At 59.7% G+C, this 26459-nt stretch carries 20 protein-coding genes and 1 pseudogene; 11 read left to right on the forward strand and 10 right to left on the reverse strand.

The annotated features are described in order from the left end of the window. Positions 1 to 58 precede the first annotated feature (58 nt). On the forward strand, positions 59 to 3535 hold the full coding sequence (gene dnaE / locus Q1J43_RS13760) for a DNA polymerase III subunit alpha (protein WP_301103075.1): 3477 nt from the start codon (positions 59 to 61) through the stop codon (positions 3533 to 3535). A gap of 53 nt (positions 3536 to 3588) precedes the next feature. Here the strand turns inward: dnaE and Q1J43_RS13765 are convergent, their stop codons facing one another. The 8 genes from Q1J43_RS13765 to hyfB form a co-directional block, all read right to left on the reverse strand. Beyond that, complete coding sequence (locus Q1J43_RS13765) at positions 3589 to 4191, reverse strand: peroxiredoxin (RefSeq protein ID WP_301103076.1); 603 nt, start codon at positions 4189 to 4191, stop codon at positions 3589 to 3591. Between the two features lie 117 nt (positions 4192 to 4308). After that, complete coding sequence (locus Q1J43_RS13770) at positions 4309 to 4602, reverse strand: acylphosphatase (protein ID WP_301103077.1); 294 nt, start codon at positions 4600 to 4602, stop codon at positions 4309 to 4311. 11 nt (positions 4603 to 4613) lie between these two features. Beyond that, the gene (locus Q1J43_RS13775) at positions 4614 to 5138 is read right to left on the reverse strand and encodes an NADH-quinone oxidoreductase subunit B family protein (protein WP_301103078.1); all 525 of its coding nucleotides are present in this window, start codon (positions 5136 to 5138) and stop codon (positions 4614 to 4616) included. Next, complete coding sequence (locus Q1J43_RS13780) at positions 5135 to 6682, reverse strand: NADH-quinone oxidoreductase subunit C (protein WP_301103079.1); 1548 nt, start codon at positions 6680 to 6682, stop codon at positions 5135 to 5137. The genes Q1J43_RS13775 and Q1J43_RS13780 overlap by 4 nt, the downstream gene beginning before the upstream one ends. 8 nt (positions 6683 to 6690) lie before the next feature. After that, positions 6691 to 8142: a hydrogenase 4 subunit F gene (locus tag Q1J43_RS13785; protein WP_301103080.1), complete on the reverse strand. Its 1452-nt coding sequence runs from the start codon at positions 8140 to 8142 to the stop codon at positions 6691 to 6693. Then, on the reverse strand, positions 8139 to 8828 hold the full coding sequence (locus Q1J43_RS13790; RefSeq protein ID WP_301103081.1) for a formate hydrogenlyase: 690 nt from the start codon (positions 8826 to 8828) through the stop codon (positions 8139 to 8141). Before Q1J43_RS13790 ends, Q1J43_RS13785 begins: the two co-directional genes overlap by 4 nt. Beyond that, the gene (locus Q1J43_RS13795) at positions 8825 to 9778 is read right to left on the reverse strand and encodes an NADH-quinone oxidoreductase subunit H (protein ID WP_301103082.1); all 954 of its coding nucleotides are present in this window, start codon (positions 9776 to 9778) and stop codon (positions 8825 to 8827) included. Before Q1J43_RS13795 ends, Q1J43_RS13790 begins: the two co-directional genes overlap by 4 nt. Positions 9779 to 9782: 4 nt before the next feature. Continuing rightward, positions 9783 to 11792 carry a hydrogenase 4 subunit B gene (gene hyfB, locus Q1J43_RS13800; protein WP_301103083.1) on the reverse strand — a complete coding sequence of 670 codons (2010 nt, stop codon included), beginning with the start codon at positions 11790 to 11792 and terminating at the stop codon, positions 9783 to 9785. A gap of 471 nt (positions 11793 to 12263) precedes the next feature. On the opposite strand from hyfB, the gene tkt reads away from it, so the two are divergent. The 6 genes from tkt (at position 12264) to Q1J43_RS13830 (ending at position 20890) form a co-directional block, all read left to right on the forward strand. After that, positions 12264 to 14279 (forward strand): transketolase, encoded by a 2016-nt coding sequence (gene tkt, locus Q1J43_RS13805; protein WP_301103084.1) that lies wholly within the window; start codon positions 12264 to 12266, stop codon positions 14277 to 14279. Positions 14280 to 14526: 247 nt separating this feature from the next. After that, a complete protein-coding gene (locus Q1J43_RS13810) occupies positions 14527 to 15789 on the forward strand; it encodes an outer membrane protein transport protein (protein WP_301103085.1) in 1263 nt (420 codons plus the stop codon). An 86-nt stretch (positions 15790 to 15875) separates the two neighbouring features. Beyond that, the gene (locus Q1J43_RS13815; RefSeq protein WP_301103086.1) at positions 15876 to 18254 is read left to right on the forward strand and encodes a 3-hydroxyacyl-CoA dehydrogenase/enoyl-CoA hydratase family protein; all 2379 of its coding nucleotides are present in this window, start codon (positions 15876 to 15878) and stop codon (positions 18252 to 18254) included. Between the two features lie 19 nt (positions 18255 to 18273). Continuing rightward, on the forward strand, positions 18274 to 19476 hold the full coding sequence (locus Q1J43_RS13820) for an acetyl-CoA C-acyltransferase (RefSeq protein WP_301103087.1): 1203 nt from the start codon (positions 18274 to 18276) through the stop codon (positions 19474 to 19476). Between the two features lie 115 nt (positions 19477 to 19591). Continuing rightward, positions 19592 to 20119 (forward strand): DUF2802 domain-containing protein, encoded by a 528-nt coding sequence (locus Q1J43_RS13825; protein WP_301103088.1) that lies wholly within the window; start codon positions 19592 to 19594, stop codon positions 20117 to 20119. Positions 20120 to 20146: 27 nt separating this feature from the next. Beyond that, complete coding sequence (locus Q1J43_RS13830; protein ID WP_301103089.1) at positions 20147 to 20890, forward strand: SPOR domain-containing protein; 744 nt, start codon at positions 20147 to 20149, stop codon at positions 20888 to 20890. On the opposite strand, the gene Q1J43_RS13835 is transcribed toward Q1J43_RS13830, so the two are convergent. Continuing rightward, positions 20880 to 21233, reverse strand: a complete 354-nt coding sequence (locus Q1J43_RS13835) for a hypothetical protein (RefSeq protein WP_301103090.1) — start codon at positions 21231 to 21233, stop codon at positions 20880 to 20882. The two genes, Q1J43_RS13830 and Q1J43_RS13835, sit on opposite strands and share 11 nt — an antisense overlap. Positions 21234 to 21372: 139 nt before the next feature. On the opposite strand from Q1J43_RS13835, the gene Q1J43_RS13840 reads away from it, so the two are divergent. The 4 genes from Q1J43_RS13840 to Q1J43_RS13855 all read left to right on the forward strand — a co-directional run bounded on the left by Q1J43_RS13840 (position 21373) and on the right by Q1J43_RS13855 (position 25922). Then, positions 21373 to 21771, forward strand: coding sequence for a RidA family protein (locus Q1J43_RS13840; protein ID WP_301103091.1), 399 nt, complete (start codon positions 21373 to 21375; stop codon positions 21769 to 21771). Then, positions 21749 to 23794, forward strand: a complete 2046-nt coding sequence (gene recG, locus Q1J43_RS13845; protein ID WP_301103092.1) for an ATP-dependent DNA helicase RecG — start codon at positions 21749 to 21751, stop codon at positions 23792 to 23794. Before Q1J43_RS13840 ends, recG begins: the two co-directional genes overlap by 23 nt. A gap of 144 nt (positions 23795 to 23938) precedes the next feature. After that, entirely contained in the window at positions 23939 to 25519 is a 1581-nt protein-coding gene (locus Q1J43_RS13850; protein ID WP_301103093.1) for a methyl-accepting chemotaxis protein, read from the forward strand. Between the two features lie 49 nt (positions 25520 to 25568). After that, entirely contained in the window at positions 25569 to 25922 is a 354-nt protein-coding gene (locus Q1J43_RS13855) for a CZB domain-containing protein (RefSeq protein WP_301103094.1), read from the forward strand. An 80-nt stretch (positions 25923 to 26002) separates the two neighbouring features. Here Q1J43_RS13855 and Q1J43_RS13860 read toward each other — a convergent pair. Beyond that, a pseudogene (locus Q1J43_RS13860) lies at positions 26003 to 26459 on the reverse strand (hypothetical protein); the annotation flags it as partial.

The following is a 26459-nucleotide window of genomic DNA, read 5'->3' on the forward strand; positions in this document are numbered from 1 at the left end:
TACTCCGCAACCAGATCGTTGGGGCGAGGCTTTCCGCGCATTCGGGTAAAATGCCAGGATGCCTGAAACCCGTTTCGTCCATCTTCGTCTGCACAGTGAATATTCGATCACCGATGGCATTGTCCGTCTTGACGATGCGGTGGCCCGCGCGGTCGCTTACGGCATGCCGGCACTGGCGCTCACCGATCTGTCCAACCTTTTCGGTCTGGTCAAGTTTTATTCTTCGGCGCGCGGCAAGGGCGTCAAGGCGGTGCTCGGCAGTGATGTTTTCGTGGCCAACAAGAGCGATCCCGACCGCCCCTATCGAATGCTTCTGCTGTGCCGTTCGCGGCAGGGCTATCTGCAACTCTGCGAACTTCTGTCCCGCGCCTACTTGGCACCAAGACTGCGAGGGCGCGCCGAAATCACGCGCCAGATGCTGCGTGACGTTGGGGTCGATGGACTGATTGCACTCTCTGGCGCGGGTAGTGGCGACATCGGGGAATCTCTGTTGCAGGGTAATGTCGAGCAGGCGGCGAGTCGCGCCCGTTACTGGGCAAGCCTGTTTCACGGCGCTTTTTATCTGGAGGTGCAGCGCGTCCATCCGCGCGGACAGGCGCAACAGGAGTCGCTGATTGCAGCGACCGCCGATCTGGCCGCCGATCTGGGCCTGCCGCTGGTGGCCACTCATCCGATCCAGTTCCTTGTGCGCGACGACTTCAAGGCGCATGAGGCGCGCGTCTGCATCGCCGAGGGCTATATGCTGGGTGACGCGCGGCGTCCGAGACTGTACACCGAAGAGCAATACTTCAAATCAATGGACGAGATGGCAGAGTTGTTCTCCGATCTGCCGGAAGCGCTTGCGAACTCGGTGGAAATCGCCAAGCGCTGCAATCTGCAGATTACGCTCGGTAAAAATTATTTGCCCGATTTCCCAACCCCGGAGGGCATCACGCTCGACGATTTTCTCTGTCAGGAAGCGGCGCGCGGCCTTGAAAAACGCTTGTTGCAGTTGTTCCCGGATGCCACCGAGCGTGCGACACAGCGCCCAACTTATGCTACCCGCCTGAAGATCGAGACCGACACCATCGTACAGATGGGTTTCCCCGGCTACTTCCTAATCGTTGCCGACTTCATCAACTGGGCGAAGAAAAACGGCGTCCCGGTCGGCCCCGGACGGGGGTCCGGTGCCGGTTCGCTGGTCGCCTACTCGCTGGGCATCACCGATCTTGATCCGCTGCGTTACGCGCTTCTCTTTGAGCGCTTCCTGAATCCGGAACGGGTTTCGATGCCCGACTTCGACATCGACTTCTGTCAGGATAACCGCTGGCGCGTCATTGAATACGTTCGCGAAAAATACGGTGCGGCGGCAGTGTCGCAGATTGCCACCTTCGGCACCATGTCGTCGAAAGCGGTGATCCGCGATGTCGGGCGCGTGCTCGATCTGCCCTACAACGTCTGCGACCAGTTATCCAAGTTGATCCCGCTGGAAGCCAACAAGCCGTTGTCGTTGGCCAAGGCGATTGAGGCCGAACCACAACTGAAAGTCAAGATCGAAGAGGCTGAGGAAGTCCGGGATCTGTTCGATCTAGCCGCCCGTCTTGAAGATCTGACGCGCAACGTCGGCATGCACGCCGGCGGCGTGCTGATTGCTCCGGGCAAGCTCACCGATTTTTGCCCGCTCTATTCGGCTGACGGCGGTGGCTCGGTCATCTCGCAGTTCGACAAGGATGACGTCGAAAAAGTCGGATTGGTGAAGTTCGACTTTCTCGGCCTGCGCAACCTGACCATCATCAAGCTGGCCGTTGATTACGTCGAGCAACTCACCGGCGCGCGTCCCGATCTTGACGTGCTGACCTTCGACGACCCGAAGGCCTATCAGATACTCAAGGATGCCAACACCACGGCGATCTTCCAGGTCGAATCCGAGGGCATGAAGAAGCTGCTCAAGAAGCTCTCGCCCGACCGTTTCGAGGACATCATCGCCGTCCTCGCGCTCTACCGTCCCGGACCGCTCGGTTCCGGGATGGTCGATGACTTCATCCTGCGCAAAAAGGGTCAGCAGAAGATCGACTACTTCCATCCCGATCTGACCGCCTGCCTGTCGCCGACCTATGGCGTTATCGTGTATCAGGAACAGGTGATGCAGATCTCGCAGATCATCGGTGGCTACACACTGGGCGGCGCCGACATGCTGCGCCGTGCGATGGGCAAGAAAAAAGCCGAGGAGATGGACAAACACCGCGCAACGATTGCCGCCGGCGCCAAAAAACTGGGCTACGATCCAGCGCTCGCCGAGCAACTGTTCGACCTGATGACCAAGTTTGCCGAGTACGGTTTCAACAAGTCGCACACTGCGGCCTACGCCGTAATCACCTATCAAACGGCCTGGCTCAAGGCGCATCACTGTTCAGCCTTCATCGCGGCAACGCTGTCGTCAGACATGGACAATACCGATGCGGTCAAGATATTTTATGACGACGCCATCGCCAACAAACTGACCGTCCTCGGCCCGGACGTGAATGCCTCGGAGTACCGTTTCACGCCGGTTGATCGCAGTACCATCCGTTATGGCCTGGGCGCGGTCAAGGGGACCGGTGAGCAGGCGGTGAGCTCGATTCTCAAGGCTCGCCAGAATGCGGGGAATTTCAAGGATCTGTTCGACTTCTGTCTGCGCGTTGATAAGCGCATGGTCAACCGGCGCAGCATCGAAGCATTGGTTCGCGCTGGAGCCTTTGATTCGCTGGATGACCATCGGGGACGCCTGATGGCTTCGGTGGGCATCGCGATGGAAGCGGCTGAACAGGCCGAACGCAACGCCATGCAAGTCAGCCTGTTCGATGTTTTCGACAGTGCCACCAACGCCGAGCACGGACCCCAGTATCGTGACGTGCCACGCTGGAAGGAAAGGCAACAGCTGACCGAGGAAAAGCTGGCACTCGGTTTCTTTTTTTCCGGGCACCCTTTCCACGGCTACAAAGCCGAGGTTTCGCGCTTCGCCCGCAAACCACTTTCCGCGTTGGAGGCCAGAAAAGAGCCGCAACTATTGGCCGGCCTGGTGGTTGGGGTACGCACCAAGTTCACCTCGCGCGGCAAAATGGCCTTCGTACAGATCGACGATGGAACGACCTTGCTGGAGGTTTCGGTGTTCAATGAACTGTTTGAAACCGAACGGAGCAAGATCAAGGACGACGAAGTGCTGATCATCGAAGGCAAGGTTCAGCGCGACGACTTCGCCGGCGAAGGCAAAGTGCGCGTCATCGCCGAGCGCTTGCTGACGCTGGCCGAAGCACGCGGCCGCTTTGCCCGGCATCTGCGCCTTTCGCTTAACGGGCAGGCCAGTGGAGCGAATGCCCAGACTGCCGTGCAGCGTCTGCGCAGCTTGCTGGCCCCCTATACCCCGGGCAATTGCCCGGTGCGTCTGGCCTACCGCAATGCCGATGCGGTCTGTGAATTGACGCTCGGAGAAGACAGTCGGGTACGACTGGAAGACGATTTACTGGCGTCGCTTGGCGAATGGCTCAGTAGCGAGAACGTCAGCGTTGACTACAACTGACCGTCAATAAAAAGCCTGCCGGCGTTGCCGGCAGGCTCGTGCTCGGGAATGCGTTACAGTTCCTTGGAGTGCGCCGCCAGATATTCGGCAACGCCAGCCGTTGAAGCCTTCATGCCAGCCTTGCCCTTGTTCCAGCCGGCCGGACAGACTTCGCCGTGCTCTTCGGTAAATTGCAGGGCATCAACCATGCGCAGCATTTCGTCGACATTGCGGCCGAGCGGCAGATCGTTGACCACCTGGTGGCGAACGGTGCCTTTCTTGTCGATCAGGAAGGAGCCACGGAAAGCCACGCCAGCGGCAGCGAATTCGACGTCATAAGCGCGGCAGATTTCGTGCTTGACGTCGGCAATCAGCGGGTACTGCACCTGGCCGATGCCGCCGTTGTTGACCGGGGTGTTCTTCCAGGCGAGGTGGGTGAATTGCGAGTCGATCGAGACGCCGATGACTTCAACGCCGCGTTGCTTGAATTCGGCCAAACGGTGGTCGAAAGCGATTAGTTCGGATGGGCAGACGAAGGTGAAGTCGAGCGGATAAAAGAAAATCACCGCATACTTTCCACCGGTTTCGGCGGACAGGGTGTAACTGCGGATTTCATTGTTGCCCATGACGGCGTTTGCGGTGAAATCAGGGGCTTGTTTGCCAACGAGAACGGCCATAACTTTTCTCCATAGATCGGTTGTTAAAAGGGATAAAAAAACAAGGGATAAGAAACGGCTGAGTACCGAATCCTGAGCAGATTAGTAAGCATAGCGGCTCGGCAAGTTCCCGGCAAATCAAAAAGTCGGACGCTGTTCAAAGCCGGCTGCTGCTTCGAGGTTTTCAGCGTCGGGCTCGTCGCTGCATAAAACGCGCTCGACCCGGGCGCTGGGCGGGCCGCGATAGGCCCAGGCGGTAAGCGCTTCGACAGTTTGCGGCGTACCGCAAATCAAGGCTTCTACGCTGCCGTCACGACGGTTGCGCACCCAGCCACGCAGCCCTAGGGCTCTGGCTTCGGCACTCAGCGACCAGCGGAAACCGACGCCCTGTACATGGCCGTGAATGGTGAGACGACGGGTGAGCTGTACCATGTGCTGTCCGCTCAGGACGTACTGTCTGCGGCCGGGGTGATGGCGGCCAGGATGCCCTGAATCAGTTGCAGCGGGGTAGGTGGGCAGCCGGGAATGGAAACGTCGACCGGGATGATGTTGGATACCCGGCCACAGGAGGCGTAGCTTTCGCCGAAGAGGCCGCCGGTACAGCCGCAATCGCCAACGGCAACGACCAGCTTGGGTTCCGGTGTGGCGGCGTAGGCGCGCTTGAGCGCGACTTCCATGTTTTTTGCGACCGGGCCGGTGACTAGCAGCAGATCGGCGTGGCGTGGACTGGCGGCGAATTTAATGCCCATCGCTTCAAGGTTGTAATAGGGATTGTTGAGGGCATGAATTTCGAGTTCGCAGCCATTGCACGATCCGGCATCGATGTGGCGGATGACCAGCGCACGGCCAAGCTGCCGGGTCAGCGCGTTGGAGAGGCGTTCGGTGGTGGCGCACAAGGCATCGTCAACGGTGGGGGCCGGCTCGCTGACGATGCCGGTGCGAAGGATTTGTCTGAGCAGCGGGATCATAAATCCTGTCCGGCGTAAGAGAGGTTGAAGGATTTGTTGATCAGGGGAAAATCGGGAACGATGTTGTCGATCGCCGCGTGTTCGAGCGCCGGCCAGTTCTGCCACGACGGATCGTGGCAATGGCAGCGCCGGATCTGGCCATCAGTACCGGTTTCCAGGGCGACCAGGACATCACCGCGCCAGCCTTCGATCCAGCCAAAGCCGCGCCGATCGGCGGCGCTAAAGAACTCGCTGCGGATTGGGCCGGGTGGCAGGTCGCTGGCGATTTTGTGGATCAGGTGCAGCGACTCGCTGATCTCGGCAAAACGAACGAGAGCACGTGCGGCGACATCGCCGTTGCGTTCGATAACCATTTTTGGCGCCAGTTGATCGTAAGGTTCGCAGGGATGATTGCAGCGCAGATCCCAGGCCTGGGCGCTGGCCCGCCCGGCCAGACCAATCATGCCGAGGCGTTTGGCGAGTTGGGGTGTGATCCGACCGGTACTGAGGAAGCGGTCCTGCAGACCGGCATGCTCGTCGTAGATTTTCTTCAGCTGGCGTACTTCGTTCGCCAGCGTGTGGCAGTGGTCGATGACGGCCTGCGCGCCCTGGGCGTCCAGGTCGACGGCGATGCCGCCAGGAACAATGCGATCCATCAGCAGGCGGTGGCCGAATAGCCGGGCGTTGAGCCGGGTCCAGTCTTCCTTTAGGCGCATGAATTGGGTCAGTCCGAACGCCAGCGCCACATCGTTGCCCAGGTATCCGAGATCGCCCAGATGGTTGGCCACCCGTTCGTGTTCGAGGAGCAGCGCGCGCAGCCACAGTGCACGCGGCGGCGGCGGGGTGCCGCTGATGGCTTCGGCGGCCTGGCTATAGGCCCAGGCATAGGCGACCGTCGAATCGCCGGAAACGCGGCCAGCCAGGCGAGCGCCGTCGCTCAAGGCCATGCCGACAAAGCGGCGCTCGATGCCTTTGTGCTTCCAGCCGAGCCGTTCTTCGAGGCGCAGCACGCTTTCGCCCATCACCGAAAAGCGGAAATGGCCGGGTTCGATGATTCCGGCATGGATCGGGCCGACCGCGACTTCGTGGACCCCGTCACCCTCGACGCGAACGAAGGGATAGTTCTCGTTGCAGGTTGCGAAACGGGTATCCGGGGTATCGCGACGCAAAGGGTAATGGTCGGCGGGCCAGTTGGCGTGACGCAGCCAGGGGCGCTGATCGCCGTCCTGCGGGGCGGCGCCGAGCAGGTCGCGAACGGTGCGTTGCATGCGGTCAGCGGCCGGGAAAGCCAGTGCCAGGTCGGGGAACTCCGGATTTTCAGTCGGCAGCGGCAGTGTCAGGCAGACCAGTCCTTCGGCCAGATCGAAGGCGAGGTGCAACGCATAACCAAATTTTGCGTCACGATCCCGTTCATCGCTGCCCCACAGCGCGATCAGCCGGCGTTCGGCCTGATGCGCGGCGGTGCAGAAGGCGAGCAGCTCACGAGTACTGACCCGCGCCGCGAAGGTCAGCGCCGCGTGCTCGGCAAGCGGTTTGAATTCGATGGCTTGATTGAGAAATTGCATGGGTCTGTTCAGCCGATCAATTTGGCGGCCTGCCGGTACCAGTCGGCGAGGTAGGGCGGGATCCACAGGCCGAGCATGAGCACCAGCCCGAGATGAACAAATACCGGCAGCAGTGCCGGATTGTGCGCCAGCGGCCGCACCGTCGGTTCGCCAAAAACCATGGATTGTACCTTTTGAAACATGGCGGCAAAGGCCACACCCAGCGCCATCAGCAGAATCGGCGTGGCCCACGGGTAATGTTTGATGGCGGTGGTCAGGATCATGAATTCGCTAGTGAACACGCCGAAGGGTGGCATGCCGAGAATGGCCAGCGAGCCGAGCATCAGCCCCCAGCCGATGGTCGGTGATTGCTTGATCAGCCCCTTGATGTCATCGATGATCTGGGTTCCGGCCATTTGTGCGGCGTGGCCGACGGCAAAAAAGATCGCCGATTTGGTTAGCGAGTGCACGGTCATGTGCAGCAAGCCGGCAAAGCTGGCGACCGGGCCGCCCATGCCGAAGGCAAAAGTGATCAGACCCATGTGTTCGATCGACGAGTAGCCAAAGAGTCGCTTGACGTCTTTTTGCCGCGCCAGATAAAAGGCCGGGACAACGACAGTGAGCAGGCCGAAGGCGATCATCAGGTTGCCAGCGAAGTGCGTTCCCAGCGCGCCGTCAACCAGCACCTTGCAGCGGATGATGGCGTACAGCGCGACATTGAGCAGTAGGCCGGAGAGCACCGCAGAGACCGGCGTCGGGCCTTCGGCGTGGGCATCCGGCAGCCAGTTGTGCAGGGGTACGAGGCCGGTCTTGGTGCCGTAACCGACAAACAGGAAGACGAAAGCTAACGAGAGTACGGTGGGTTCAAGCTGGCTCTTGACGGCATCAAGGTGCGTCCACAAGAGCGCGCCGCTTTCGTGACCAAGGATCCGTTCGGCAGCGAAATAGATCAGGATGGTGCCGAACAGCGCCTGGGCGATGCCAACGCCGCACAGAATGAAGTATTTCCAGGCCGCTTCCAGGCTGGCCGGCGTGCGGTAGAGGGCGACCAGCAGGACGGTGGTCAGCGTCGCCATTTCCATGGCCACCCAGAGGATACCGAGGTTGTTGGTCGACAGGGCGACCAGCATGGTGCACATGAACATCTGGAACATGCTGTGATAGAGGCGCAGCCGGTTGACTGACAGGCGGTCGTGGTCGTGCTCGACACGCATGTAGGGGCGCGAGAAGAGCGAGGTGGTGAAGCCGACGAGGGCAGTGAGGGCGATCAGGAAAACATTGAGCGGGTCGACGAAAAACTGTTCGTCATAGAGAACCATCGGGCCGTCGTTGATTACGCGGATGGTCAGCAGTGCGGCCGCCAGCAGCGTCAGCAGGCTGCCTGCCGAGTTGATTTCGGCGGCGCCGCGGCGGTGGCCGAAGAGCGCCAGCAGCAGCGCGGTGGCGAAGGGGGTGACGAGCACCAGCACCAGTTCGATCATTGCTCCTTGTTCCTCTCCATGTGCCGGATGTCGAGACTATCGAACTGTTGCCTGATCTGGAAAAAGAAGACGCCGAGGATGACCATGCCGACCATCACGTCGAGTGCAATGCCGAGCTCAACGACCATCGGCATGCCGTAGGTGGCACTGGTGGCGGCGAAGAAGAGCCCGTTTTCCATGGCCAGGAAGGCAATGACCTGTGGCACCGCCTTGCTGCGCGTAATCATCATCAGGAAGGCGAGCAGGACGCAGGCCAGCGCAATACCGATTGTGGCGCGCGTGATGGTTCCTGAAAGTTGCGAAATGGGTTGCGCCACGTTGAAGGCGATAACCACCAGTGCAATACCGATCAGCATGATGGTCGGGATGTTGAGCAGGGTTTCGATGTCCCACTTGACCGACAAGCGGCGGATCAGGCGATGCAGGATGAGCGGCAGGGCGATGACTTTGAGCAGCAGGGTGAGTCCGGCCGACCACAGCAGATGACTCTGACTGGTGGTCAACGCGACGATCAAGGTCGATATAAAGAGCACCAGACCTTGCAGCATGAATAGGTTGATCAGCGTCAGGACGCGGCGCTGCGCCAACATGGCGAAGCCGAGCAGGAGCATAATCGCCGCACACAGATTGATTACCTGGCTACTGAGCGGAATGGCGTGGATCAGCGAGGCGTTCACTGCACTCATTGCCCCGTCTCCAACAGCAGGTGCACCAGCATGGCCAGTACTGCAAGCAGGAATGCGGTGCCGAGGAATTCGGGCGCACGGAAGATGCGCATCTTGGCGCTTACGGTTTCAATTAACGCCAGCATGAAACCACCGGCCAGCAGTTTAAGGATCAGGATGACGCCGGCCAGGGCAAGTGCGGTCGGGTCAGCCGTTTCGGGTATGCCGAAGGGGAAAAATAGGGCGATGCCGAGGCAGGAATAGGCAAATAACTTGAGGTTGGCGGCCCATTCGATGAGCGCCAGATGACGGCCCGAGTACTCGAGGACCATGGCTTCGTGAATCATCGTTAGTTCAAGGTGGGTGGTCGGGTTGTCGATCGGTACGCGGGCGTTTTCAGCCAGCGAAACCATAGTGAAGGCGACGCCGGCAAACGCCAGGCTCGGATAAATGACAAACTCGCTGTGGGCCAGCGTTTCAACGATAGTTGACAGTGAGGTGGACTGCGAAATCAGCGAGGCCGTAAAGAAAACCATCAACAGGGCGGGTTCGGCCAGGAAGCCGATCAGCATTTCGCGTCTTGAGCCGAGTGAGCCAAATGAGGTGCCGACATCCATGCCGGCCAGCGCGATGAAAACCCGCGTCAGCGCGAAGAGGCCGACGAGGGCGATGGCGTCGGCGGCCGGAGAGAAAATCAGGTCGGTGGACAAGGTCGGCACGATGGCCGCCGCCAGCGCCATGCACGAAAAAATGATGTAGGGTGCGGTCCGAAATAGCGATGAGGCGTTGTGTGCCAGCAGCACATCCTTGTGCAACAGCTTGGAGAGCGTGTAATAGGTTTGCAGCAGCGGCGGCGCTGAACGGTTTTGCAGCCAGGCGCGGCACTGATTGACCCAGCCATTGAGGATAGGCGCCAGGATTAGTGCGATGACGAGTTCGAGCAGTTGGGCAAGCAGAGCGTAGACGTTCATGCGTTCATCCGCGGGTCAGCACCAGAAGGGTGAGCAGCGTCACAAAGCTGTAAAGCAGATAGATCGCGATCCGCCCCTGCTGCAGGAAGGCGATCAGCCGCGTACCCTGCTCGACGATCCTGGCGATGGGCAGGTAGAGCCAGTACCAGAAGGGGTCTTCGACCAGGCTGCGGTAACGCGGGTGGGTATCAAAGGGTGACGGGTGTTCGCGCGTGCGTTTGAAGAAAGGTGAGAAAATTCTGCGAATCGGCTGGCCGAAACCCTCGGCGGTGTCCTGCATGCGGCTGGTTTGCAGCGGGAAACCGCAGTCCCAGGCCGGGACGCGCTGTAGGCGTCCATGGTAGAAGCGGCGCACCACCCAATAGACCAGCGGCATGAACAGGGCAATGCTGACCAGGAAAATGGCCGGACTGTAGCTGGCCCGATCCTCGCTGATCGGCGCCAGTAGCCACCAGCCATGGCTGGTCGCGGTGTAGCGCAGACCACTGCCGACCAACAGGCGGGTGACCGGGTCGAGCAGCGCAATGACGACATTGGGGAGCAGGCCAAGCAGCACGCAGCCAACGGCCAGCCAGAGCAGCCCAAGACGTTCCAGGCGGCCAGCGTCACGGGCTTGCGCAAGCTTTTCCTCGCGTGGTTGGCCGAGGAAGACGATGCCGAAAAACTTGACCATGGCAAAACCGGCCAGTGCGGCGATCAGCGCGACGGCGCCGGCAACGACCGGCAGCAGCATGTTCAGATAGCCTTGCGGCAGACCGGAGGTGAACAGGAAGCTTTGCAGCAGCAGCCATTCGGAAACGAAGCCGTTGAATGGTGGCAGGCCGGCCGAAGCCAGCACACCGATGAGTGCCAGCCAGGTGACCCATGGCATGCGGTGAATCAGGCCGCCGAGCTTGCCGAGGTTGCGTTCGCGTGTGGCATGCAAAACCGAGCCGGTGCACAGGAAGAGCAGGCTTTTGAAGAAGGCATGATTCAGACAATGGTAAAGGGTGGCGGTCAGCGCCAGGGCGGCCAGACTGGGCAGCAGGAAGGATTTGAAGATGAGGGTCAGCCCGAAGCCAACAAAAATTAGCCCGATATTCTCGATCGACGAGTAGGCGAGCAGGCGTTTCATGTCGCTTTGCACCGTTGAGAAGATCACGCCGAACAGGGCAGTGACCAGTCCGAGCAGGAGAAGCAGAATGCCCCACCACCACAGTTGCGCATGCAGCAGGTCGAAGCTGACGCGCAACAGGCCGTAGATTGCCGTTTTGAGCATGACGCCGCTCATCATTGCCGAGACCGGCGAGGGGGCCGCTGGGTGTGCTTCGGGTAGCCAGATGTGCAGCGGCAGGAGGCCGGCCTTGGCGCCGAAGCCGAAAAGTGCGAGCAGGAAAGCGATGGTTGGCCAGAAGCCCGCAACTGAAAAGTTGCGCATGGCGTCGAAAGTGTAGTCTCCGGCGCTGCCCGCCATCACGCCAAAGGACAGCAAAATGCCGACGGCGCCGATGTGCGCAACCAGCAGGTAGAGATAGCCGGCACGCCGGATTTCGGCATGGCGGTGTTCCGAGGTGACCAGGAGGAAGGAACTGAGCGCCATTGATTCCCAGGCCACCATGAAGGAATAGCCGTCGTCGGCGAGCATAACGAAGGCCATGCTGGTCAGGAAAATGTGATAGAGCAGGCATTGCAGGCCGGGCGCCGTACCCTCGCCCTTGCGGAAATAACCGGCGGCGTAGATCGAGATGCCGGCAGCGGTCGCGCCAAGGAGGAAAAGGAAGAAGGCGGATAGTGCGTCGAGACGCAAATGGAAGGGCAGGTCAGGCAGGCCGAGGGGCAGGATGCGCACTTGCGGGCTGGCGCCGACGCCAAAGAGTGCGAGCAGGGCAAGGAGCAGGGCGCAGAGCGCGCCGAGCGGGAAAAGAACGCGGCTGATCAGTCTGAAATTGCGTGGAAAACTCACGCCAATGACGCCAATCAACAGCCAGCCCAGGGCGGTAATCAGAACCCAGTCGATCAGCAGCGCTTGGCGCATTTTTGGCGCTCTCCTAACAGCCCGTCGGACTTAAGCGCGAGCAGCGGTCAAATTCCCCGATCCGGGAAAAATGGACGCGCCTTTGGATAAAATCAGGGTAATTCGGCATAGGGATGCAATGCTTCTGTTCTATTCTGGTGCGGCGTTACTGCCGATATAGATTTTCCCGTTTGGAAACGTAATTTTGTAGAGGATACTCTGATTCATTTTTGAGATTTCCGGCCCGTCATCTCACCGCCACCAGAACCGTCGCCCTCCCCATCATCCTTTTTTGCTCAACTGCCGCAATCAACTCTTGATCGATAAGTGGTCAGAATATACATCAGCTTCTCTTTCACGACCGTCATTTCTGACTGCCAGAAATCGAACTCAGGCAAATACATTGTTTCCGCTGCGCTTGCCCGTATACTTCTCGCCTTTAGCGACGCGGTGTCTTCGTAAAGTCTTTTTCGTTCTACCAGGAGTTTCTAAATGAGTTCTCAAGTTTCACTGGCCAATGCCATCCGCGTGCTCGCCATGGATGGCGTACAGGCGGCCAATTCAGGGCACCCGGGCGCGCCAATGGGGATGGCTGAAATCGCGGTGGCGCTGTGGAATCGGCACCTCAAGCACAACCCAGCCGATCCGAAATGGCCCAACCGCGATCGTTTCGTCCTCTCTAACGGCCATGCCTCGATGTTGCTCTACTCGCTGCTGAACCTGACCGGCTACGACTTGCCGCTCGACGAACTCAAGCGCTTCCGGCAACTGCACAGCAAAACGCCGGGCCATCCGGAATATGGTCACACCGTTGGTGTCGAAACGACCACCGGCCCTCTCGGCCAGGGTCTGGGCAATAGCGTCGGTTTCGCCCTCGCCGAACACTTGTTGGCGACCGAATTCAATCGCGATGGTTTCCCGATTGTTGACCACTACAGCTACGTCTTCATGGGCGATGGCTGCATGATGGAAGGCATTTCCCACGAAGTGTGTTCGCTGGCCGGCACCTGGAAACTGTCCAAACTGATCGTTTTCTACGATGACAACGGGATCTCCATCGATGGCGACGTCAGTGGCTGGTTCGCCGACGACACTGCGAAGCGCTTCGAGGCCTACGGCTGGAACGTGATCCGCAATGTCGATGGACACGACATCGATGCCGTGGATCGCGCCATCATTGCTGCCAAGTCGCAAAATGCCAAGCCCACCCTGATTTGCTGCAAGACGGTCATTGGCCAGGGCTCGCCGAACAAGGCCGGCGGGCATGACGTGCACGGCTCGCCGCTGGGCAAGGACGAAGTCGCCGCGACGCGCGCCGCGCTGGGAATTGCCGACGGTGCGTTTGAAGTCCCCGCAGCAGTGCGCACGCTGTGGGACGGTCGCGTCGCTGGCGCCAAACGTCAGCGCGAGTGGCAGGACCTACTTGCTGCCTATCGTGCCGCCCACCCGGCGCTGGCCGCCGAATTCGAGCGCCGCACCCAGGGTGGTTTGCACGCTGACTTTGCCGCCAGTTCGGCCGACATACTGAAAGCCATTGCGGCCAAGGCGGAAGTCATTGCCACGCGCAAATCATCACAGAACGCCATTCAGGCGCTGGCGCCGGTGATGCCGGAATTTATTGGCGGCTCCGCCGACCTGGCCCCGTCCAACCTGACCCAGTGGCGAGGTTGCCATGACCTGCGTCCGGAAGCGATGACCGCAGGCGGTAACTACATTCACTACGGTGTTCGTGAATTCGGCATGGCCGCAATCATGAACGGTCTGGTCCTGCACGGGGGCTTCCGGCCCTACGGCGGCACCTTCCTGATGTTTTCCGAGTACGCGCGCAATGCCATCCGAATGGCAGCTCTGATGAAGATCAATCCGATCTACGTGTTCACGCACGACTCCGTCGGCGTTGGCGAAGATGGCCCGACGCACCAGCCGATCGAGCAGACGGCGACCTTGCGCATGATGCCCAATCTGGATGTGTGGCGCCCCTGCGACAGCGTCGAAACCTTCGTTGCCTGGCAAATCGCCATCGAGCACCGCAACACGCCCACGGCGCTGATCCTGAGTCGGCAGAATCTGCCGCATCAGACGCGCGACGAGAAACAAATCGCCGAGATTCGGCGTGGCGGCTATCTGCTCAGGGATTGTTCCGGCGCACCGCAGGTGGTCATCATCGCCACCGGCTCCGAAGTGGGTCTGGCGGTTAGCGCACAGCAGACGCTGGCCGAACAAGGCGTCGCCGTGCGCGTCGTGTCAATGCCGTCAAACTTCATCTTCGACCAGCAGGACGCAGACTACCGCGACGCCGTGTTGCCGCGCGGCGTGCCGCGTGTGGCGGTGGAAGCCGGTGTCACCGGCTACTGGCGGCAGTACGTCGGACTCGATGGCGCGGTGGTCGGTATTGATCGCTTTGGCGAATGCGGGCCAGCCGGCCAGGTTTTCGACTACCTCGGCGTTACCGTGGCCAAGGTGGTCGAGGCCGTCAATCGGGTGGTCGCATTTTCTCACAGCCTCTGAGTCCCGGACTGCAACGTTCGGTGATTATCAAGGCATGGACACCAACGCCCGTACAGCGTCGTCGTCAATGGTCCACATCGACCCTTAGTTATGTTGCAATAAACCAACAGGGCGCCAAGCGTGAACTGCCAAGCAATGAAGATTAACGGTGTTTCGAAAAGGGGCGCTTTAGAATCGACGCTGTTACCCTGTGGCGGGGTGTCGTTCCGTTTGCCATGACCATAAGTAATTCATAGGAGGGGCTGTAATGTCGCAAATTAACTCAATGAAACTGATTCCGGCATTGGTGCTGGCCGCTTTTTCGGGCGCGGCAAACGCGTCCGGTTTCCAGCTTCTGGAGCAGAATGCCAGTGGCATCAGTAGCGCCTACGCCGGTTCGGCAGCGGTCGCCGAGAACGCCAGTACCATTTACTTCAACCCGGCCGGCATGACACAGTTGCAAACTCATGAAGTTTCTGCCGGTGTTGCAGCAGTGGGTCCCACCTTCAAGTTCCACAACCAAGGATCGAGTGTAGGCGCCTTTGCTACGGCAGGCGAGGGCGGTAACGCTGGCGGCTGGTCGGCTATTCCCAACGGCTATGTGTCGTGGGCGCTGAACAAGGACGTCTACGTTGGTGTCGGCTTTAGCGCACCGTTTGGCTTGAAAACCGAATATGACAAGCCGTGGCTTGGCGCCGCGCAAGCCACGATGTTTGAGATCAAGACCTATAACATCAATCCGTCTATCGCCTATCGCGTTAACGACAAGGTTTCTCTTGGTGCTGGCCTTAACTGGCAGCGTGTTGAGGCGACTTACGAACGGCAGGCGTCCATCGGAGCGGGAGCCGCTACGCCGATCAAGCTGGGTCTGGATGATGATGCCTGGGGCTGGAATGTGGGCGCTCTATTTACCCTGTCGCCGTCGACCAAGGTGGGGGTTTCCTACCGTTCCACCATCCAGTACCACACTGAAGGAAGGCTGGATGTAGCTAACGGGGGGCCGTCATCGGCCGATGCCAAGGCCGATCTCAAACTGCCCGATACCTTCATCATGAGCGTGACGCAGAAGCTAAGCGACCGGTGGGAAATGCTCGGTGATGTGTCGTGGACCGGCTGGAGTTCGATTCCGAAGGTGGACATCATGAACGTCACGACGGGTTCATCGACACCTGTGCAGACACTTGAAACCGACTTCCGCGATACCTGGCGGGTCGCTCTTGGTGGTAATTACAAGTACAACGATGCTTGGAAACTGAAATTTGGCATGGCTTACGATCAGACGCCGGTCAAGAGGCCAGAAAATCGCTTGGTTTCGCTGCCCGATAATGACCGTGTATGGTTTTCCTTTGGCACACAGTGGGTTGTGGACAAGGCATCAAGGCTGGATCTGGGATTGACTTACATTGTCATCAAAGACAGCAAGATTGACAATGATCAGGGCACAGTTGCGGCGCCTCTGCGCGGTCGGGTGACCGGCGAATATACCGGTAACATCTGGCTGCTCGGCGCCCAGTACTCGATGTCTTTCTGACCTGGTTCGTCGGCTTCTCCAAAACGCCCCGAATTCCGGGGCGTTTTTTTTAATGAAAAATCCAGGACTACCCCAAGGAGGATAGCTTGAGCAACTTTATCGTACGCAAGGCCGCAGTACTCGGGGCCGGGGTGATGGGCGCGCAGATTGCCGCGCATCTGGTCAATGCCGACGTTCCGGTGGTGCTGTTTGATCTGCCGGCCAGGGAGGGCGATCCGAACGGGATCGTCAACAAAGCACTCGACGGACTGATAAAGCTTGAACCGTCGCCGCTCGCCACAAAAGATCGCGTTGCTTACATTGATGCCGCCAATTATGAGCAGCACCTTGATCGACTCGGGACCTGTGACCTGATCATCGAGGCCATCGCCGAGAAGATGGAGTGGAAAGACGATCTGTATCAAAAAATCGCGCCCTTCATTTCACCGAACGCGATCATCGCCTCGAACACCTCGGGTCTGTCGATCAACCGTCTGTCGCAGGGCTTGCCCGAAGCCTTGCGCGCGCAGTTCTGCGGCATCCATTTCTTCAACCCGCCGCGTTACATGCATCTTGTTGAACTGATCGCGACCCAAAGCACAGCGCCGGAACTGCTCGACAAGCTTGAGTCCTGGCTGGTTTCCCGTCTCGGCAAGGGCGTCGTGCGGGCGCTCGATACGCCCAATTTCGTCGCCAACCGCGTCGGTGTCTTTTCGATTCTCGCCGTCATGCACCACACACAGCAGTTCGGGCTCGGCTTCGATGTCGTTGATGCGCTGACCGGTCCGCTGATCGGCCGGCCGAAGAGCGCAACTTATCGCACCGCCGATGTGGTCGGCCTGGACACCATGGCGCATGTCATCAAAACCATGCAGGACACCCTGCCCGATGATCCCTGGCACGTGTTCTATGCTGTGCCGGCGTGGCTGTCGGCGCTGATCGCCCAGGGCGCGCTTGGGCAGAAGACCCGCTGTGGCATCTTCAAAAAAGAAGGCCAGGCGATCAGGGTGTTCGACCTGGCAACGCAGGAGTATCGCGATTCAGTGGTCGACATCGCGCCTGAGTTGCTGGCCATTCTCAAGAACCGCAATCCGGTCGAGAAATTCGCGCAATTGCGTTTCTGCGAGCATCCACAGGCACAGTTTCTGTGGGCCATTTTCCGCGATATTTTCCATTACGCCGCCTTCCACCTGGCCGATATTGCCGACAATGCACGCGATTTGGATTTCGCCATGCGCTGGGGGTTTGGCTGGACGCAAGGCCCGCTGGAAAGCTGGCAGGCCGCCGGCTGGAGCGCCATAGCCGAAGCCGTCAAGGCCGATATCGACGCTGGCCGGGCGATGTGCTCAGCAGCTCTGCCAGCCTGGGTTTTCTCACGCGACGGCGTGCATTCCGCAGCCGGTTCGTATTCGGCGAGCGCCGACGACATCCGGCCACGTTCGGCCCTGCCCGTCTATCAACGGCAGATTTTCCCCGAGCGCGTATTGGGTGAAAACCCCGTCGCCGGAACAACAGTGTGGGAGAACGAGGGTGTGCGTTTATGGATCCTGCCGCAGCTTGACAGCGAAATTGCCATCGTCAGCGTCAAATCCAAAAACCACACCTTGGGCCGCGATGTGATCATCGGTATGCGCGAGGCGATTACACGGGCTGAGGCCGACTTCCAGGGTTTAGTCGTTTGGCATGAAGCGCCGTTTGCCCTCGGCGCCAACCTCAAGGAGGTGGTCGAGGCGATCACGGCCGGTCAGTTCGAAATGCTCGAAGCCTATGTTGGCGAGTTCCAGAACGCTGCGCTGGCGCTCAAGTACGCCAAGTTGCCGGTGGTTGCTGCCGTGCAGGGCATGGCCCTGGGTGGCGGTTGCGAGTTCCTGATGCATTGCGCTAAACGCGTGGTCGCGCTCGAAAGCTATATCGGCCTGGTCGAAGCCGGCGTCGGCCTGATTCCAGCCGGCGGCGGTTGCAAGGAGTTCGCCATTCGCGCCTGGCAGTTGGCGGCGAAAACGGGGGGCAACGACCCCTTCGAATTCATCCAGCCGGTATTCTCGACGATTGCCATGGCCACTGTGTCCAAGAGCGGCGCGCAGGCGAAGGAACTCGGTTTTGTTCTCGATACGGACAAGGTCGTATTCAACGCCAACGAACTACTCTACGTCGCGCTGCGCGAGGCGCGCGGCATGGCCGAAGCTGGCTATTGCCCGAAACTGTCGCCGCGCAATATCAAAGTGGCGGGGCGCACCGGGATCGCCAATTGCGAGATGATGCTGGCCAACATGAAGGAAGGCGGAATGATTTCCGCGTATGACTATCTGGTCGCCAAATACGTGGCGACAGCGTTGTGTGGGGGTGATGTCGAGACCGGTTCTCTGGTTGATGAAGCGTGGCTGCTCACGGTTGAGCGCAAACTCTTTGTTGAGCTGCTAAAGAACGAAAAAACCCGGCAGCGTATCCAGTACACGCTGGAAACCGGCAAACCGTTGCGCAACTGAGCGACAGGAGACAGACAACATGAGCAAGCAGATTCAGGAAGCCTATATCGTCGCCGCGACACGTCTGCCAGTGGCCAAGCGCAAGGGAATGTTCGGTTACGTGCGTCCGGACGACATGCTGGCGCATGCCATCAAGTCGGTCATGGCGCAGGCGCCGGGGCTCGACCCGGCGCTGGTCGAGGACGTCATCGTCGGCTGCGCCATGCCGGAAGCCGAGCAGGGGATGAACGTCGCGCGCATCGGCCTGCTGCTGGCCGGCCTGCCCAATACCGTGCCGGGCATTACCATCAACCGCTTTTGCTCCTCCGGGGTGCAGGCGGTGGCCGATGCCGCTGCGCGTATCCGTCTGGGTGAGGCGGACGTGATGGTCGCCGCCGGCACCGAAACCATGTCGCTGCTCAACCAGATGATGGGTAACAAGATTGCCATGAACCCGGCAATCTTCGAGAAGGACGAGAACTACGCCATCGCTTTTGGCATGGGTTTGACCGCCGAGAAAGTGGCAGCACAGTGGAAGATTTCGCGCGAAGACCAGGACGCCTTTGCCGTCGCGTCGCACCAGAAGGCCTGTGCAGCCATCCAGGCCGGACACTTCAAGGCCGAGATTTCACCCTACCCCATCAAGTCGCATGTGCCGAATCTGAAAACCGGTGAAGTGATGATAAATGACTATCTGGCCGATACCGACGAAGGCCCGCGTCCGGATAGTTCGCTGGAACGTCTGGCCAAACTCAAGCCGGTATTTTCAGCGCGTGGTTCGGTAACTGCGGGCAACAGTTCACAGATGTCCGACGGCGCAGCGGCCGTACTGCTCGTTTCGGAGAAGATCCTCAAGCAGTACAAGCTCAAGCCCTTGGCTCGCTTTGCCGGTTTTGCGGTGGCCGGCGTGCCGCCGCAGATCATGGGCATTGGCCCGGTCGAAGCCATTCCGCGCGTGCTCAAACAGACCGGCATCAGCCAGCAGGACGTGGATTGGTTCGAGTTGAACGAAGCTTTTGCCGCCCAGTCGTTGGCCGTCATGCGGACTCTGGATCTCGACCCGGCGAAGGTTAACCCGCTGGGCGGCGCCATTGCCCTGGGTCACCCGCTCGGCGCCACCGGCGCGGTACGCACGGCAACCCTTGTGCATGGCTTGCAGCGGACGAAACAACGCTACGGCATGGTGACCATGTGCATCGGCACCGGCATGGGCGCCGCCGGGCTGTTTGAAGCGATGTTCTAAAGGACAGTGTGGTTTGGGGTCTGTGCGGTGCTTCATTTTGCAGCGGGGAATAAGCGAATAAGCCTGCGAGAGTGTCTGGCATAATACCGTCCAGATACTCTGACGCAGGCGACTAATGGATTTTGAAGTACTGGCCAATTTGAGCTGGCGCGAAGCGCTGATCGCGATTGTTGCGTTGCTCGCGCTCTATGTCGTCGTCGTTTTTTTTCGCCTGCGTCGTCTCGGACAGGGGAAGGTAAACGTCAGCGTTCCTGAGCAGTTGGCCGCAAAGTCGGCCATTTCCGCCTACGCTGCGGTGCAGGAGTCGCCCGCGGCGCTGGTTGCACCGTCTGAATTCGCCTTTCCATGGAATGAGCCGCCCGCAGAAATTCCAGGCCAGCAGCGCGTCGAAGCGCTGGAACGCGAACTTGCGCAACTGCGTGAAGAGGTCAGGGACTTGCGTGCTGACGTACTAAACCTGCGCGAAAAACAGCGGTGCGACTTGGCGCAGTCACAGGCCGTGCAAAATGTCTCACCGCTTTATAGCGATGCAATGCAGATGGTGATCCAGGGGCATGATGCGGCCAGCATTTCGCAGCATTGCGGCATTTCCCGCGCGGAGGCCGAACTGGTTGTCGCCCTGGTGCGCAATCGCAACGACTGAACATGATGCTACAGGCAGGGAGAGACCATGGCGATTAGCCAGACTAATAACAGCGAAGTTCACGCCGATTCGTCCGACATCAAGCGCAAGCTGGCCTGGCGGATGGGGTTTGCCGGATTGATGATTATCGGCCTGCTCGGCGGACTGGCGCTGTTTGATCGCCTCGGTACGCAAAGCGACCCCGAGCCGAGCGCACCACAATTTACCGAGCCTGTTCCGGTTGCCAAGAAGGCGCTTACCCAGCCGGTAACGCCGGTCGAGCCGAAAGTCGAAACGGTCAAGGCCGCAGCGGTCCCTGAATCCTCTGCGGCGCCGGAGGACCGGTTGACGCCACGCGCTGAGCCGCCACCACGTCCCGAGGTAGTGGCACAACCGGCCTTGCCACGCGCGGCGCAGCCGGCTGGTCGTCCAGCGGCGAGTCAGCCGGCGCCCGTTGCTGGGAGCAAACCTGGCGAGACGAGAGCGACCCCAGTTGGCGTTGCGTCCGCGCGCAGCGAGCCGCCTGCCGTGGCCAAACCGCCGCCACCTCCGTCACCCACACCGCCCCGATTGTTCTCGGGCTATGCTTTGCAGGCCGGGGTCTTCTCAGACCCACGTCGTGCCGAAGAACTGCACGCCAAACTAACGCTTGAAGGAATCCCGTCAACGATTGAAGCGCGGGTACAGGTCGGCCCCTTCAAAAGTCGGGCAGAAGCCGAAGCGGTTAGCGAGAAAATGAAGGCGCTGGGCTTCGCTACGGTGCTGCTGTTGCCCAAGGGCGTCAAGCGCTAGGCGTTTGCTTCGCACCGGCATCCGCCTGCCGGCGCAACCGTTTGACGAACACCGCCATTTCTTTGGCGGCCTGGATGTCGCCACTGGTTTTTGCGGCAATGATTCCTTGCTGGTAAGCGGCGAGCGCTGCCAGAGTTTCGCCGCTGTCGACCAGCGCCTTGCCCAGCAGCTTCCAGGCCGCCGAATAACTCGGCTGGCGTTCGACGGCCGCACGAAAAAAATCGGACGCCAGCGTGGGTTTGCCGGCCTTGAGCCACTCGTTGCCGAGCGAATAACGCAGCAGCGCGCCGTCACGCGGCCCGCCGAGCAGTTTTTCCAGATTGGCGATGGTTGCATTCGTCATAAAAACTTTCCAGTGAAGGCATTAAGCACAACGCGCACGACGAACACAATGAAGACCAAAATCATATTTTTTTGCTTCTCGTTGTGAACGTTGTGCGCGTTGTGGTTCAATCGCATTTTTACCTTCATGAGACAGCGCCATGAGCAAAACGATCATTTCAACGGCCAACGCCCCCGCCGCCATTGGCACCTACTCGCAGGCTGTCAGGGTCGGCGATACGGTCTATCTATCGGGGCAGATTGGTCTTGATCCGGCGACCATGCAGATGGTCGAGGGGATAGATGCGCAGGTCATCCAGGTGTTCGAGAACCTGAAGGCTGTGGTCGAGGCCGCTGGCGGTTCCTTGGCTGATGTTGTCAAGCTCAACGTTTTTCTCACCGATCTCGGTGATTTTGCCAAGGTCAATGCACAGATGGCCCAGCATTTCTCTGAGCCTTTTCCGGCGCGCGCGGCGGTTGGTGTCGCTGCGTTGCCGCGTGGGGCATTGGTCGAGGTTGATGGTGTCATGGTGCTTGATGGCTCCTGCCGACGAGATTAAGGCGCCCGACGCGATTGCCACCAGGTTGCGCAAGCTGGGATTGTTGCGTGTTGACGATCTTGTTCTGCATTTGCCGATCCGTTACGAGGACGAAACACGCCTTACGCCGATCGCCGAGGCGCTCGACGGTGGTCCGGTGCAGATCGAAGCCCAGGTGCTTGAGGTTTCGGTGCAGTTTCGTCCCCGCCGTCAACTGGTGGCGCGCGTCAGTGATGCCAGCGGCGAACTCGTACTGCGCTTTCTCAATTTTTACGGCAGTCAGACCCGGCAGCTTGAAATGGCGCGTGACGAAGGGCGCAAGCTGCGCCTCTTTGGAGAGATTCGCCACGGCTTTCTCGGCGCCGAAATGGTTCATCCCCGCTACCGGGTGCTTGCCAGCGATGAGGTGCTGCCGCAATCGCTGACGCCAGTCTATCCGAGCGCTGCGGGCCTTTCGCAGAGCACGCTGCGTAAGCTCATCCGGAAGGCGCTTGCCGCCGCCACCGACCTTTCTGAACTGCTTGATGCGCACTGGTGCCGCAAGAATCGGCTGCCGGTTTTCGCCGATGCCGTGCAACTGCTGCATGCGCCGCCACCTGGTACTCCTGAAGCGACCTTGCAATTGCGTACGCATCCAGCCTGGCAGCGCATCAAGTTCGATGAAGTGCTGGCGCAGCAGCTTTCGCTGCGCCGCGCCTATATGGCGCGGCGGAAGAAGGGGGCGCCGCAGCTTAATGCCTCTGGCATGCTGGCCAGGCAACTGCTGGCCGCGTTGCCTTTCAGTCTGACTGGCGCGCAACAGCGGGTGCATGCCGAACTGGCTGCCGACCTGATGCAGCCCTATCCGATGCAGCGTCTGTTGCAGGGCGATGTTGGCAGTGGCAAGACCATCCTTGCCGCGCTGGCCGCCTGCCAGGCCATTGAGGCGGGTTGGCAGGCGGCTTTCATGGCGCCGACCGAAATACTGGCCGAGCAGCATTATTTCAAGCTGCGGGCATGGCTTATGCCGCTCGGCGTCGAAGTCGTCTGGCTCTCCGGCAGCCTCAAGAAAGCAGCAAAAAAAGCCATGCAAGCGCAAGCGGCGACCAGTGCGCAACTGGTCGTTGGCACCCATGCGCTGATTCAGGGCGGCGTGGACTTTGCACGGCTCGGCTTGGCCATCGTCGATGAGCAGCATCGCTTCGGCGTTGCGCAACGCCTCGAATTACGCAGAAAAGGCGGCAATCCGCATCAGCTCATGATGTCGGCGACACCGATCCCGCGCACGTTAGCCATGAGTTATTACGCCGACCTCGACGTTTCGGTGCTCGACGAACTGCCGCCGGGGCGCCGGCCGATCAGAACAAAGCTGGTTTCCGATGCCCGGCGCGCTGAAGTGATCGCCCGCGTACGCAGCGCCGTGACTGCTGGCCGGCAGGCTTACTGGGTGTGCCCGCTGATCGAGGAATCGGAAACACTGCAACTGCAAACCGCCCTCGAAACGCACGTCGCACTCTCCGAAGAACTCAGTGAACTGCGCATTGGCTTGGTGCACGGGCGCCTAAAACCCGATGAAAAAGCGACAACAATGGCCGCTTTTGCAGCCGGTGAAATCGACGTGCTGGTCGCCACCACGGTTATCGAGGTCGGTGTCGATGTGCCCAACGCCAGCCTGATGATCATCGAGCACGCCGAACGCTTCGGCCTTTCGCAATTGCACCAGTTGCGCGGCCGCGTCGGGCGCGGTGTTCATGATTCGGTGTGCGTACTGCTTTTTGCCCAGCCGCTCTCGGAAACTTCCCGGGCGCGCCTGAAAATAATTTTCGAGAACACCGATGGCTTCGAGATCGCTCGCCAGGATCTGCACCTGCGCGGCCCCGGCGAGTTCGTTGGCAGCCGACAATCGGGCGTTCCGCTGTTACGCTATGCCGACCTCGAAGCCGATGCCGATCTCGTTGTACTGGCACGTGCGATGGCCGAACAGCTTTTGCGTGACGACCCGGAGTGTGTCAGGCGACATCTGGCGCGCTGGCTCGGGAGTCGAGAAGAGCTGTTGAAAGCCTGACTTTCTTTACCCAAGAAAGCCCATCTGAAAAATCTCAATCGCTGCCGGCACGTGAAGTAGAATATCGACTCGCGGCAAATTTTGAGGACAGATATGACGAGCCCCCAGCTTTCTCTGAGTACGCGTCTTGTTTTGGTACTCCTCGTGACGATTACTGCGCTCGCAGGACTCCTGGCTGGGGTTCTGTATTCCGAAAGAGCCTTGCTGCTCAACGATCGCAAGGACAAAGTACGCAGCCTGGTCGAGTCGGCCCATAGCGTCGTAGCCCATTTTGAAGATCAAGCACGACAGGGGAAAATGCCCGTCGAGGCTGCGCAGGGGGCGGCTCTGGCCGCATTGCGCTCGATGCGCTATGACAACAACGAGTATTTCTGGGTCAACGACATGGCGCCCAAGACCCTGATGCATCCGATCAAGCCTGAACTCGAGGGCAAGGATATGTCGGGTCTGAAAGATCCGAACGGAAAGTATCTCTTCAACGAATTCGTCGCGGTCGTAAGAAAAGACGGCAAAGGGTTTGTGGACTACTTCTGGCCCAAGCCTGGCGAAAAGGATCCGGTGGCCAAAATTTCCTATGTCATGGGCTTCGCGCCATGGGCCTGGGTCATCGGCAGCGGGGTATATGTGGACGACGTCGACCGTGCTTATCGTGACGAGGCGCTAAAGTTCATGTTCTGGGGACTGCTCGTCGCGATCTTCGTGACCGTGCCACTCGTGTTGTTGCGGCGGGACCTGCTCCGTTTACTCGGCGGCGATCCGCAGCAGGCGGTTGCAATGGCTCGCCGAATTGCCGGGGGAGACCTTTCCACCCCGGTTAATTGTCGTGCGGGTGATAAAGACAGTCTGCTAGCCGGCATGAAGGACATGCAGGAACACCTGCGCGGGGTGATTGCCGACATTGGCAAGGATGCGGAACACCTCGGCCGTGCCGCCGACGAAATGATGAAGGCTACCGAAGCGCTATCGGCACATGCCAGTGGGCAGTCAGATGCGGCATCGTCGATCTCGGTTACCGTGATGCAAATGACGATCAGCATGGGTCTGGTGGAGACAAGCGCCAACGAAGCCTTCACGCTGTCGCGGCAGGCCGGTTGCGTGGCCGACAGCGGCGCGGCGGTGATCCAGGAGGCGGTCGACGAAATCCGCCGGCTGGCGGACGCGGTGAACTCGGCTGCGACGACGATTGAGGAACTCGGCCAACAATCTGCGCAGATCTCCTCAATCGTCAATACCATCAAGGAAATTGCCGACCAGACCAACCTGCTGGCACTCAATGCCGCCATCGAAGCCGCCCGCGCCGGTGAGCAGGGGCGCGGCTTTGCCGTCGTCGCCGATGAGGTGAGAAAGCTTGCCGAACGGACGACTCAGTCGACTGCCGACATTGCCAGGACCATCGGCAGTATTCAGTCGGGGACTCATGGCGCTGTCGCCAGCATGGAATCCGGCGTAGCTCAGGCAACCAAGGGTGTCGGACTGGCCGAGCAGGGCGGCGAGTCGATCGGGCAGATCAGAGACAGCGCCAAGCGTGTAGTCGCTGTGGTTAACGATATTACCGGCGCGATTCACGAGCAGATGGTAGCAACACAGCAAATTTCCAGTAGTGTCGAGCAGATTGCCAAGATGTCCGAGGAATCCGCCGCTGCCCTTAATGACAACGCGGGGGCAGCGCGACGCCTGCGCGACTTGTCCAGCACCCTGCAGGAGAGCCTCAAGCGATTCAAGTGAGGCTTGCCCATGCCGATTTTTTGACCCGAGTAAAAGAGGAGGACCATCAATGAACTTCGATGACGCAATTGCTGCTCATATCAAGTGGAAGGTCAGACTGAATCAGTTTATCGACGGCACGAGCACGGAAAAGCTCAGCAGCACGACGGTATGCAAGGACAATCTTTGTGATCTCGGTAAATGGATTTACGGCGAAGGTGCCAAATTCAAGGCAGCGTCGCACTACCAGGACCTGATCAAAAAGCACGCCAACTTTCATGTCTGCGCAGCCGATGTTGTGAAGAAGGTGGAAGGCGGCGACAAGGTAGGCGCCGAGTCGTTGCTCGGCGGTTCGTTCGCCAACGCGTCGAAGGAAACTGTCGCGGCAATCATGGAAGCGAAGAAAGAAGCGGCAAAGATTTAGTCTTGATCGCGGCTTTTCCCTGGCTTGAACGGCAAGGAAAAGCCCACTCATGACCGGGAAAATCGGCACTGAAATCGTCGTCAGGATGACCGCTGCAGGCCACCCACGCCGTCAGCGCTCGGACCCTGCAAGGCCAGATTGCCGCTGCGTCCGGCAATCTGGCCGTAGGTGACGTGATGTCGTGGCAGGCTGGACGTATCCAAGGTGGCAAACAACTCACGGCAACTGACCAGGCGATAGCCCTGCTCTTGCCAGCCCGCGAGAAGTCGCTCGAAGGTTTCGGCCAGACGCATACCTTCCAGTTCAGCATGCAAGGTGTATACCTGCGACTTCTCCTGGTCGGCGGTCAATGCCAGCACGTGTTGATCAACGTTCTTGGCAGTCAAGCCATCGAGCCCGATCAATTCATCAAGCGTTGGCAGCGTGGTTGGTATCTGAGGAATGCCGAAGACCGCGCCGGTGTCGTCTACCGGCTGGAACGGGTGACTGCCCCGCCCGTCTGAGGCGTAGTCAAAGCCCAGTTCCCGCTCACCGGCA

The sequence above is a fragment of the Propionivibrio sp. genome, from assembly GCF_029255185.1.
GTDB lineage: Bacteria > Pseudomonadota > Gammaproteobacteria > Burkholderiales > Rhodocyclaceae > Propionivibrio.